Genomic DNA, 12395 nt, shown 5'->3' with positions numbered 1-12395 from the left:
AAAAATATAGAGCATTCAATATCAGGCTATTATTAGTAAAAATAAATTTCAAAAAAATCGAGCGACGGGAAACGTGCACTGCCACCGCTCCCCTACCAGACTTCTTCGATCGGGGTACCGATCAGGTTCTCGAAATTACTTCTTCCCTGCACGGCCAGGCTATTCGCGTAAGCGATCTGCCGGGGCGACAGCACGGCGTCCGGCGACTTACCCTGCCCCATCAGGGCGTTGGCCCGCGCGGCCTGCAAGTCCGTCATCGGTACGGCCCGGTAATGCGAGCGAAACAGGTAATATTTAGGTTGCCGGTCCGAACGGAAGGTTTGGGTGGAGGCGACCTTGTTGGTGCCCAGCAGTCGGCTACCGGCCGCAGTCTGTTCCTGATCGTGGGTGTAGAGGCGGTCGGCGCAACGGCTGTTCTTACCCGCTTTGATCAGTTGATCCAGGCTAATCACCTCCGGATTGTATTCTACCTCTACCACTTCGTGGCCGTCCATAAAGCCGGCGCGGGTGCTGACTACGCCCTCCAGTTGACCGTATTGTTTTTCTCCCGTCCAGAAGCAATACATGGCAAAGGTAGCTTTACTGGTGCCTTCCCGGCGGGCGCGCAGTTCATCCCGGAGTAATTGCAGATACAAAGGTACTTCCCGGTTGGCGCGTTGCAGCGCGTAGACCATTCTTTCGGCTACACCCAGTGCGGAATAATCTCCGCTGATCCGGGGCATCAGGTCCTCCCCGCGCTGATTGACCATGCGCACCACGGGATTGTTCCAGGCGGGTTCGTGGTACCGGTCCAGTACCTTTTTATCGGCGCCACCTTTATTGTTGTAGATCGCCAGGGGAATGAAGGACGTTTCGATCGCCTCTACGATCAATGGATGACTCAGCACATTCTGGCCGTACGTCCGGCAGGTGGCACAGCCCGGTACTTCCTGAAAGAGAATAAAGACAGGTTTCTGCTGTTCCTGGCTTTCCTGCAGCGCCTGATCGTAATTGCGCAGCCACTTGACCTTGCCGAGTTCAACGGGATTTTGGCTAACAGACAGATTCGGGATCAGGAAGGCCAGGAATATATACGTTAAGTATTTCATGATCGATTTTTTTACTTGTCAAATTTGTCCCCATATCGGGGTAAGGGACTTGCAGGAAAGTCTGATAGCTGTAGTTTGGAAAAAACCATCGCCCGAAGCCATCATTTCCGCTACCTAAAATACGAAAAATCCGGCCGCTATGTTTCCCGGCCCTTCGGCTATCTTTTTTGCAAAACCGTGGTTTGTCCGCACCCAAACCCTTTCAAAACTTCTTATCTTGTCCGGCATTCCCATCATGCCTGTAAATTTAAATGAACTAGTATGCGACAGTTAACGCTAATTTTCTTTTTGTTGCTGACCATCAACCTGTCGGCACAAAAAGATTCCGAAACACCGACCATCGCCAAAAAGACCGAATCCTTACAAGCCTACGAGGGCTTTTTCAAATACTACTGGGACGAAAAAGGAGGAAAGATCTGGCTGGAAGTGGAGAACTGGGATAGCGAGTTTTTGTATATCAATTCGCTATCAGCCGGGATCGGCTCCAATGATATCGGTCTGGACCGAAACCAGTTGGGCAATGACCGCGTGGTGAAATTCACCCGCAGTGGCCCGAAAGTACTTATGGTGCAACCCAACTATAAATTCCGGGCGGTGAGCGAAATGGCCGCCGAACGCGAATCGGTTGCCGAAGCCTTTGCCAGCTCCGTGATCTGGGGCTTTAAAGTGGAAGCCGAAACCGACGGCAAGGTACTCATCGACATTACGCCCCTCTTGCTGAGTGATGCCCACGGCGTTGCCGATCGGCTGAAACGCAACAAACAGGGCACCTTCAAGATCGACGCCAGCCGCTCGGCCATTTACCTTGAACGCACCAAGAACTTCCCGAAAAACTCAGAATTTGAAGCCATCACAACTTTCACCGGGGATGCCTCCGGGGGGTATATTCGCTCGGTCACGCCGACAGCGGATGCGGTAACCGTTCGCCAGCATCATTCTTTCGTGGAACTGCCGGACGATAATTACCAACCGCGCATCTTTGATCCGCGCAGTGGTTTCATTCCCACGAGTTACTACGATTATGCCACCCCGATCGATCAGCCGCTGGTAAAGCGGTTCATTCTGCGCCACCGACTGGAAAAGAAGAACCCGAATACCGCGGTGAGCGAAGCCGTCGAACCCATCGTCTATTATCTCGACAACGGTACTCCGGAACCCATTCGCTCCGCCCTGCTCGAAGGGGCCCGCTGGTGGAATCAGGCCTACGAAGCAGCCGGGTACAAAGATGCCTTCCAGGTAAAAGTACTGCCCGATGGTGCGGATCCGATGGACGTGCGCTACAATATGATCAACTGGGTGCACCGCTCTACCCGGGGCTGGAGCTACGGTAGCTCCGTTGTGGACCCCCGCACCGGTGAGATCATCAAAGGGCACGTACTGCTCGGCTCTCTGCGGGTACGTCAGGACTTCCTGATCGCCCAGGGGCTCGTGGAAGCTTATGCCGACGGAGCGGAGGCGGATCCCCGTCTGCTGGAAATGGCCCTGGCCCGTCTGCGCCAGTTGTCGGCCCATGAGGTCGGCCATACCATCGGCCTGACTCACAACTTTGCGGCCAGCTACAACGACCGCGCCAGCGTAATGGATTATCCTCACCCCTATATTGCACTGGATGACAAAGGAGAGATCGACTTCTCCCAGGCCTACGATGTCGGCATCGGTGATTGGGATAAACGTATGATCATCTACGGCTATTCGGATTTTCCGGACGGCACCGATGAACCGGCGAAACTGCAGGAGATCCTGGCCGAAAATATCCGCCTGGGACTGAAATTCATTTCCGATCGCGATGCCCGCCCGGCGGGGGGAGCCCACCCGGTAGCCCACCTCTGGGACAACGGCAGCTCGGCGGTTGCCGAACTGGAACGCCTTACGGCCGTACGTAAAAAGGCGCTCTCCAAGTTTTCCGAAAAGAACATTGCTCCGGGCGCTCCCATGGCCACCCTGGAAAACGTGTTGGTGCCGCTTTATCTGGCCCACCGCTACCAGGTAGAAGGCGTTTCCAAAGTGATCGGCGGAGTGAACTATACCTACGCCGTCCGCGGCGACGGACAGCCAACCAACGAAATGGTGGCGGATGCCGAACAACGCAAAGCCCTGAATGCTTTGCTGGCAACGCTGGATCCGGAATTCCTGGCCATCCCCCAATCAGTGATCGATCTGATCCCGCCCCAGCCCATGGGCTACAGCCGGGACCGCGAACTTTTCAAGATCCACACCGGACTGACTTTCGATCCGCTGGCAGCAGCGGAAAGTTCCATCGAGCATACGCTGAACTTCCTCCTGGAACCCCAGCGACTGGCCCGCGTAGTGGAGCACCACGCCCGCGACGCGCAGCGGATGTCTCTGCACGATCTGCTGAATGAACTGACGCAATCAACGATCAGCCAGACGGCCAATTCGGCTATGGCGATGGAGATCAAGCGGATCGTCCAGAAAAGTACGCTCAATCATCTGCTGCAACTGGCCGGGGATAAGTCGATCATGCAACAGGTAAGCGCCGCGGCGCTGTACAAGATCACCGAACTCGAGGCGGATATGAAAGGCTTTATGGACCAGAGAAGCGATGCCGCTTCGAAAGCCCACGTAACCTATCTGCTCCAGCAGATCAGCCGCTTCAAGGACGCTCCGGATGAATTTAAGGTACCGGAAGCGCCATCTCTGCCCGACGGTTCTCCGATCGGTTGCGGCGAATAAGCAGTTGACCAGGCGGCAGCCGGGAAGACGATCAAAGGTCGATTACGTCTTCCCGGCTGTCTCCTATTTTCCGGTACGGAACTTTTTCCCAAGCATTGGAATTGTTATTGCTAAAACTCATGCAAGATCCCAAACTAAAACACCTCGGAAAATTCCTCAGCCTCGTCCTGCGCCACAAACCGGAAGTGATCGGTATCCAACTCGATCCCCGCGGCTGGGTCGATGTGCAGACCCTCCTCACCCAGTGCCTGGCCCACGGTAAAGCCATCGATGAAGCTACCCTGCAGGCCATTATTGCTACCAATAATAAACAGCGTTACATCCTGAGCCAGGACGGCAAGCAGATCCGGGCCAACCAGGGGCATTCCGTGCCTATTCTACTGGATTATGCACCGGAAACGCCACCCGCCCACTTGTACCACGGTACCGCCGAACGCTTTCTGGACAGTATCCTGGAGAAAGGGCTGCTCAAACAACAACGCCATCACGTTCATCTCAGCGGCGACCGGGAAACGGCCAGTCAGGTGGGCCGACGACACGGGAAACTGGTCATCCTGGAGATCAATACCGGCCAGATGCATCGCGACGGACTCGAGTTCTTCCATACGCCCAACGGAGTCTGGCTCACCGAACACGTGCCCGCGCGGTATATTGAAGTGGAAAAGGAAGTTTAATCATCAAATTATCAGATCATAAGATCATTAGTTTTTCAGATATAAAATATTTCCCCATTTATCCCACCTTATCAAATAAGCCCTTATCACATTATTAAATACGGTAATTTTAAAATAGTGATTTGATCTAAACGCTGAGGATCAGTCACCTTCCGACGTATTGATCTGGTTCAAAGACCTTTGGGCAAGCTCTGCCTTGGAGCGCCAGTCTATCCGCTGTCCCAGATCCACGGTCGGTTGATCGGCAACAGACCTTAGGCCAACCAACTGCTTCAAACACTTTAGCAACACCACCGAATACATACTGGAAATCACGGGTCCGATACTGCGGAGCGCGCTTCGCCTGGTCCCGGACGAATGCCCGAACCGGTCATCCGGATAGTTCCGGTATGCTCAACCTTAATTATTAACCCTGGAAATTTTACGAAATGAATTTACGTTCCTCCACGCCAGAACAGCCCCGACGACTCGCCAATATCCTGTTTTGCTTCTTTTTACTATCGGTGGTCACCCCATTTTCGGTAATGGCTTCAGCATCGCCAACTTTTATACCTATACATAAGGGGATTGACAAGGAAAAACCGATTTGGCCGCCCGAAGACGGGCAGACAATATTATGCGAATTGCCCGAGGCCCGGGCCACTACGCATCCGATCATTTTCCCCTGAGCGCTCTAAAGATCCACATCCCACTGAATGTATCGTCTTTACCTAATGCCTTTTAGGTTGTTCCGGCAACTGATAAAAAGTAAATGTAAAGAGCTAATTTTTCGTGAAAAGATGGCTGTTGCGGCCATCGAGAACTGCATCCGGTCCTGCGAGGCCGGATGCCTTTTCCCTTTAAGAGAATATTAAGCTTTCCATAACAGAAATGGTGATAATGTTCACTATCTTAGCCGGACCGAAATATAAGAACGTGTTTAAATTTTAGTAATTGGGCTGTGAATATCCCTTTCCTGCTGACACTTCGTTAGAAAAAGCGGCTTGATAGCTGAGGCTATCATCCACTTTTCCCGCCTCGTTTCAGCAAAAAATGAACAATTCTCGCCTCAAAGACCAAAACTTAAACATGTTCTAAGACAACTTCTTTGTCATGAATAAGCACACTTTTTTTATCGCGGGTCTTTTCACCTTCTTATTGTTATCCGGAACCAATGGGTTTCATCTGTTCAGCCAGAGTAAGGCGGGCAAATGTTCCAGCACCTTACTGGCCCTGAATATGGCCCCGGTGAAGGTGGCCGAAGCCCGGTCCGCCGCCAAAAAGCCCTGTGATAAAGAAGAGAAGCGGATCAACCAGAGCCCGCAGGACACCAAAGTCGGAAGCAGCGGTTATTACAACAACGTAACGATCGATCAGCTGGGAGAGACCTTCATCAATTCTTATCCCGGTCTTACTTCCGGCAGCAGTGCAACCGCAAAGAAACCCTGTTCTTCCCAGCTAAAGGAAGAACAGAAAAAACTCACCGCCTGCCGGGAAAGCCTGAAGAAAAAGCAGTGCCCGAGTAAGGAGGAGGAGCTGGCGCCTAAAAAATTACGCCCCAGCGCCACGGTGAAACTGGCCAGCTATACGGTGGAAAATTAGTACCGGCCGTCCCTGCCTTTTCAATCAGTTAGTAATCTCTGATCTCGGAATATAAATTACCCTTGCGGTATTCCTTCATGACGTGCCGCACCGTTGCGGTGAGGTTTTTCGGCAGTTTATCCAGCGGGAACCATTCAGCTGCCTTGAACTTATCCCTTTCTTTCGAACGGACCTTCCCTTCCCAGCGATACGCCTTAAAGTAAAAGACGATCCGTTGTTCTTTGGTGGTGTTCTTCTGCAGTACGTGCACCAGTTGCAGGTCTTTACTTTTCAGGGTGATCCCCGCTTCTTCAAAACTTTCGCGGATCAGGGAGGATTTTGCGTATTCGTCTTTTTCGATATTTCCGCCTACCAGTGTGTAGTTGCCGCCGTTGGGTTTGGTCTGTTTGAGCAGTAGAATCTTGCCTTTTTCGTATAAAATCAACCTCGCTTTTATTCGCAACTTGTGCTTTGCCATACACTGTCCGGTATTTAAAGAATAATTATTTGATTATCAGCAATTTACTATTTCGTTAAACTTCTTTACGAGCCTAAATCTTTTATTTTCGGCTTTTCGTTAGTAATATTGCAGCTGGAAAAAGGGCTTTCATTAACAAAACTGGCAAGCAAAAATAAAGTTTTCTGTTACTTTGCATCGATTATGCTGAATTTAATTTTTCTTCCCCAAAAACGGTAAAAGTCCTTTATACAATTCCCACTGATCGCCCATATTCTTTTCCGGTTTTGATGCTGCACTCCAATGAGTCCTGGAGCTTTTATAAACTTAGGCCAAGCAAGTAGCAACGAAATATCTAAATTATGCAGTATTTTGAAAATGTTCTGGCAACAATCGGTGATACGCCGCTCATCAAACTTAGCAATATTACCGCCGGGGTAATTCCAGCCACCGTTTTCGGTAAGGTGGAAAGTTTCAACCCCGGACAGTCAGCCAAGGACAGGATCGCCCTCTACATGGTAGAACAAGCCGAAAAAGAGGGGCGGATCAAACCCGGCGCTACGATCATTGAAGCGACTTCCGGTAATACCGGATTCAGTCTTGCCATGATCTGCGCTCTTAAAGGATACCGCTGTGTACTCACCGTGACCAGCAAATCCTCACCCGAAAAACTGGCGATGCTGCGCTCGATGGGGGCCGAAGTGGTGATCTGCCCTTCGGATGCAGAGCCGGAAGACCCTCGGTCCTACTACGCTCAGGCGGAAAGCCTGGCCCGCGAGATCCCGAACTCCTACTATCTGGCGCAAAACTTTAACCTGAACAACCAGGCGGCTCATTACTATACGACTGGCCCGGAGATCTGGCGTCAGACCGGTGGTAAGATCACGCACTACGTGTGTTGTTGCGGTACCGGCGGTACGCTGTCCGGAACGGCCAGATACCTGAAGGAAAAGAATCCTAACGTCAAGATCATCGGTGTTGACGCTTACGGATCCGTACTGAAAAAATACTGGTCTACCGGTATCCTGGATAAAAGCGAGATCCACCCCTACAAAGTGGAAGGGCTGGGTAAAACGATTATTCCGGATAACGTCGGTTTCGACCTGATCGACGAATTCATCAAAGTAACCGACCGCAACAGTGCCCTGAGAGCTCGTGATCTGGCCAAGAACGAAGGTCTGATGGTGGGGTATTCCAGCGGATCAGCCATGGAAGCGGTATTCAAACTCCGCGACCAGCTCAAACCTACCGACGTCGTGGTAGCCCTCTTCGCCGACCACGGCAGCCGTTACCTCGGCAAGATCTTCAGCGACGAATGGATGCAGGAACAGGGCTTCCTCAAGGATGAAGTCTACGACCATTCCAGCTATTCTTACCGTTACCGCAATTTCAAGCGGATCTATAAGGTGTACAAGCGCAAATACTCCCGCTACCTGCGGCAAACCCTAAAAATTTAAGGATAGGAATAGGGGCTTCTGTCCCTATTCTCATCTTTAGCACAACACCTTTGAAAACAACAATCCATTTACTATTGAAAAATTGCCACTTATGAATATGAAAAGAGCTAAGCAAACTAAATTTGTATCCAACGAGAGTGGCCCATCCAATCTCTTCGAAAACGAATGGCTCAACCGGTTGACCCGCACCCACATTGCCATCCCGGTGAGTATGTTCTTTATTTACGCAGCCGGCCTGCTGTACTATGCGAAAATCGCAACGGACCTGAGTAATCTGGCTATTATCGGCCTTTTCTTTGCCGGGACCTTTGTCTTCACCTTTGTGGAGTACGCCATGCACCGCTGGCTGTACCATCCACCCGAAGATGCTTCCGAAAAATACCAGGAGTTTACCTATACCATCCACGGTCATCACCACGCTTACCCGAAGGATAAGCAACGACTGGCGATGCCGCCCCTGCTGGCTTTCGCGATCGGTACCGTTCTGCTGGTTTCCCTCAAACTGATCCTGGATCAGTATTCATTTGCCTTCCTGGCCGGGTTTATGGTGGGTTACGCCATGTATCTGCTGGTGCACTACTCCGTGCATATGTTCAAGATGCCCAATAATTTTCTGAAGGCCCTGTGGATCAATCACTCTATCCACCATTATGCGGATGATGATGAAGTACTCTACGGTGTTTCTTCTCCGCTTTGGGACTACGTATTCGGCACTGTTCCCAAGAAGAAAAGTATGAAAGGCGTGGAAGTACGTCAGAAGGTTTCCTGATCGGAGTAAAAGCCCATTTGGAAAACCTGCATAAGCTGGCCCGGTTCTTAACGGAATCGGGCCAACTTATTTTAGGCCAGCTTGTTCTCATCTATTACAAGAACAACCCATATGGAATTTTTACTCAACCCGGAGCTGCCGCTGATTAAACCGGACTGGCCCGGCAACCCCCACGACGGGAAAATGTTCCGCTATCCGGATCGTCCCTTCTACCCTTCCTTCCGCAAACTCCTCAAGTGGCAATTTTCCGCCAACCCGCTGAAGGCGGAGAAAAAAGCGGATAACTGGCGGCCACCCGTTTTCGAATCCACCGAGTACCTGGATAAGGATCATGATTTCATCAGCTGGCTCGGGCACGCCAGTTTTCTGATCCAGATTGATGGCGTGCGGATGATCACCGACCCCGTATTTTCCGATCTGCCTTTTGTACCGCGCCTGGTCAATTTGCCCTTTCCCCTGGAACAACTTCGCGGTATTGACTATATCCTGCTGTCGCACGACCATCGCGATCATTGCGACCGGGACAGCCTTACCACCATCCTCGCCCATAATCAACCCCAAAAAATACTGGCCCCGCTCCGACTCGGTAAAGTGATCCGGCCCTGGATCGGCGATACGCCCGTGGAGGAAGCCGCCTGGTTCCAGCAGTTCCGAACGACGGAGGACGGGCCGGAACTTATTTTTCTGCCGTCCCGGCACTGGAGCCGGCGGGGACTTGCGGATTTCAATCGCGTGCTCTGGGGCAGCTTTTTGATCCGGGGCCGGGAGAATACCGTCTACTTTGGTTCCGACAGCGGCTATGCCGGCCACTTTGCGGATATCGGCCAGCTTTTTTCGGGTATTGATTACGCCCTGTTGGGTATCGGTGCCTACCGTCCGGACTATATGATGCAGGAGATCCATACCAATCCGGCGGAGGCCTTCCGGGCTTTTCGCGAACTGAATGCCGACCGGATGATCCCCATGCACTACGGCACCTACGATCTATCCGACGAGCCCATTAGTGAACCGCATCGGCTGATCCGGGAAGAATTTCAGGGACAGGACGAACGACTCCGGGTTTTGGGGGTAAATGAGGTCTTGTATATTTGAGGGCGTTAGGATAATTTTGGAGGGACGGCAATCTGGCATGGTCAGCGGTGGGAAAACGCATGATCGTGGTGACGGCTTTTCGTGAAGGAAACAGCCACCAAGCGAGCGAACCGTCATCATAGGCTAATAATCTCCGCCGAAAATACGTTATCCATACCCTGGACCAAACCATTAGGAATGAAAATCATTTTTTATCTGTTTATTCCCTTTCTTTTCCTATCCGGGTCGGAAGACCGGGTCGTTGACTGGCTCTCCCCTACCGAGCACGATTTCGGGGACATCGTCTTCAAAGAACCGGTACACCACACCTTTCGCTTTAAAAATGTCAGTGACGCGCCTATAGTGATCGACAACATCCGCCCGAGTTGCGGCTGTACGGCGGTAGACTGGGAGGAGACCGTCATTGAACCCGATTCTACCGGCCTGATCAACGCCAGCTACGACGCCCACCTCAAAGGTTACTTCCGCAAGAGCATGAAAGTCTATTTTCACGGCCAGCGAAAGGCCGAAAAACTATGGCTGGAAGGCTATGTCATCGAGTAAATATTACCATTCATCGATTTTAGATTATTCTTAACGGAGCCGGGAGGTAGGCATCCTGCCAAATTCGTTTATCTTTGCGCCGAAGATACGCAGGAATGAAAAGGAAAAGCAAGGCATACTTAATTAGTCTCCTTTCATTGTTGTCGTTCCGGTGGCCATCCGGCAACCGCTGACTAAATGTGAATTACGACTTTTAAATTTATAATTTCATGGGCTTTTTGGGATTTGTATTGGTCTTCTACCTGCTGCTAAGCGTCAGTTTGTACAAAGTTTTTGAGAAAGCCGGCGTAGCGGGTTGGAAAGCTCTGGTACCGGGTTTAAACTTCGTGATCTGGTGCCGTCTGATCGGTAGACCGGACTGGTGGGCAGCATTGTTGTTGATCCCCATCGTCAACATTTTTATCTACGCCGGCATGGCTGTGGATATGGTGCGTTCTTTCGGCTGGTACAAATTCTGGCAAAGTGCGGCGGCTGTCGTCTTTGCGCCCATTACTTTCTTCTACCTGGGGTTTGCCAAGGATGAAAAATACATCGGAAAAACCCTCGATCTCGAAAAAGACTACGCCGCCCAGATCGAAGCGGCCAAAGAGGCCAACAATCGCCGTCAGCTCCAGAAATTACAAAGAGAAAACCCCTATAAGAAATCGCCGACCCGCGAGTGGGTGGAAGCGGTGGTATTCGCCGTTTTTGCGGCCGCCTTTATCCGGATGTTCCTGATCGAAGCCTACGTGATCCCGACTTCCTCGATGGAAGGTTCGCTGCTGGTGGGTGACTTCCTGTTCGTCAGTAAGGCGCACTACGGTATCCGGATGCCGCAGACGATCGCCATGGTGCCGCTGCTGCACAACCGCATTCCCGTACTCGGGGTGGAATCCTACCTGGAAAAGCCCAAGCTCAAATACCGCCGCCTGCCGGCGCTGGAAAGTATTGATCACAACGATCCCGTGGTATTCAACTACCCGGAGGGAGACAGTGTCTATGTATTCCCGGAAAGGACCTGGAGTGTCTATGACTACCGCCGGGGCAGTATCAGCCAGGCGGCCCAGCGCGCCATCAGCACGGGACAGGCGAAACTCGTTACCCGGCCCATGGATAAAATGGACCACTACATCAAGCGATGTGTAGGCCTGCCGGGAGATACCATTGAGGTGCGCAATCGCCAGTTGTACATCAACGGGCAACCGGCGGAAAATCCGACCAATATCCAGTTTATCTACCACGTGAAATCCCCTAACGGTGCGATCAATACCAAGGATTTTGCGGAATGGGGTATTTCCTACGAGGACCTGCGACCCCACGGCGGTGCCAATCCCAAAGTGGATCCGCAAACCGGCTCCATGCTCGTGATCCTGAACGAAGAGCAGGCGCAGAAACTCCGGGCGCTCGATCCGGGGATCATTGCCGCTCCGACGAAACGCTATATGCTGACCATGCCGGAAAATTATGATCCCCAGCAATTGACCGGTCTGGGTATCGACAACGCCAATCTGCTCTACGTGGATCAGCGCAGTATGATCATGCAACTGACTGACGATCAGGCCACCGTTATCGAGCAGGATTCCCTGGTCAACATCGGTGCCTATACCGCCGATTCCGAGCGCTTATTCCCGCACAATGTACGCCTGTTCCCGAACTGGACGGTAGATGATTACGGTCCGGTCCATGTACCGAAAAAAGGGCAGACCGTTCAGCTGACACCCAAAAATATGGCGATGTACCGCCGGGCGATCAATGTTTATGAGGACAATGATCTGCAGGAGACCAACGGTAAGATCGTGATCAACGGACAGGAAACCACGGAATATACCTTCCAACAGGATTACTACTGGATGATGGGCGATAACCGCCACAATTCGGAGGATGCCCGCGTCTGGGGCTACGTGCCGGAAGACCATATCGTAGGTAAACCGCTCTTTATCTGGTTCTCTACCCGGGAGGGTAATATTGGTAACGGTGTCAACTGGGACCGGATCTTTACGAGCGCCGACAAGAAGTAAGTAATTGAGCGATCTAATGATCAGATCATCGAATTATCTGATCATTAGATCATCAGAATAATCA

10 protein-coding genes are annotated in these 12395 nt (G+C 51.7%); 8 read left to right on the top strand and 2 right to left on the bottom strand.

Annotated elements, in window-relative coordinates:
* Positions 1 to 92 precede the first annotated feature (92 nt).
* The gene (locus tag CRP01_RS30175; RefSeq protein WP_099153793.1) at positions 93 to 1088 is read right to left on the bottom strand and encodes a VPGUxxT family thioredoxin-like (seleno)protein, type 2; all 996 of its coding nucleotides are present in this window, start codon (positions 1086 to 1088) and stop codon (positions 93 to 95) included.
* A 261-nt stretch (positions 1089 to 1349) separates the two neighbouring features.
* Between CRP01_RS30175 and CRP01_RS30170 the strand changes: the two genes are divergently transcribed.
* From CRP01_RS30170 to CRP01_RS30160, 3 genes are all read left to right on the top strand, one after another.
* The gene (locus tag CRP01_RS30170) at positions 1350 to 3782 is read left to right on the top strand and encodes a zinc-dependent metalloprotease (RefSeq protein ID WP_099153792.1); all 2433 of its coding nucleotides are present in this window, start codon (positions 1350 to 1352) and stop codon (positions 3780 to 3782) included.
* Positions 3783 to 3901: 119 nt separating this feature from the next.
* On the top strand, positions 3902 to 4456 hold the full coding sequence (locus CRP01_RS30165; protein WP_099153791.1) for an RNA 2'-phosphotransferase: 555 nt from the start codon (positions 3902 to 3904) through the stop codon (positions 4454 to 4456).
* A gap of 1092 nt (positions 4457 to 5548) precedes the next feature.
* Positions 5549 to 6037, top strand: a complete 489-nt coding sequence (locus tag CRP01_RS30160) for a hypothetical protein (protein WP_099153790.1) — start codon at positions 5549 to 5551, stop codon at positions 6035 to 6037.
* Between the two features lie 28 nt (positions 6038 to 6065).
* Here the strand turns inward: CRP01_RS30160 and CRP01_RS30155 are convergent, their stop codons facing one another.
* Positions 6066 to 6494, bottom strand: a complete 429-nt coding sequence (locus CRP01_RS30155; protein WP_099153789.1) for an NUDIX domain-containing protein — start codon at positions 6492 to 6494, stop codon at positions 6066 to 6068.
* A gap of 341 nt (positions 6495 to 6835) precedes the next feature.
* Here CRP01_RS30155 and CRP01_RS30150 point away from each other — a divergent pair, with 341 nt between their 5' ends.
* From CRP01_RS30150 to lepB, 5 genes are all read left to right on the top strand, one after another.
* Complete coding sequence (locus CRP01_RS30150) at positions 6836 to 7930, top strand: PLP-dependent cysteine synthase family protein (protein WP_099153788.1); 1095 nt, start codon at positions 6836 to 6838, stop codon at positions 7928 to 7930.
* Positions 7931 to 8021: 91 nt separating this feature from the next.
* The gene (locus CRP01_RS30145) at positions 8022 to 8699 is read left to right on the top strand and encodes a sterol desaturase family protein (RefSeq protein WP_233752795.1); all 678 of its coding nucleotides are present in this window, start codon (positions 8022 to 8024) and stop codon (positions 8697 to 8699) included.
* A gap of 111 nt (positions 8700 to 8810) precedes the next feature.
* The gene (locus CRP01_RS30140; protein WP_099153787.1) at positions 8811 to 9791 is read left to right on the top strand and encodes an MBL fold metallo-hydrolase; all 981 of its coding nucleotides are present in this window, start codon (positions 8811 to 8813) and stop codon (positions 9789 to 9791) included.
* Between the two features lie 177 nt (positions 9792 to 9968).
* Entirely contained in the window at positions 9969 to 10334 is a 366-nt protein-coding gene (locus CRP01_RS30135; protein ID WP_099153786.1) for a DUF1573 domain-containing protein, read from the top strand.
* A 209-nt stretch (positions 10335 to 10543) separates the two neighbouring features.
* The gene (gene lepB, locus CRP01_RS30130; protein ID WP_233752794.1) at positions 10544 to 12331 is read left to right on the top strand and encodes a signal peptidase I; all 1788 of its coding nucleotides are present in this window, start codon (positions 10544 to 10546) and stop codon (positions 12329 to 12331) included.
* The last annotated feature ends 64 nt before the right edge of the window (positions 12332 to 12395 follow it).

The organism is Flavilitoribacter nigricans DSM 23189 = NBRC 102662 (assembly GCF_002646595.1).
Classification (GTDB): Bacteria; Bacteroidota; Bacteroidia; order Chitinophagales; family Saprospiraceae; genus Flavilitoribacter; species Flavilitoribacter nigricans.
Note: the sequence above shows the minus strand (reverse complement) of the source record. Positions and strands in the feature narration are given on the sequence as shown.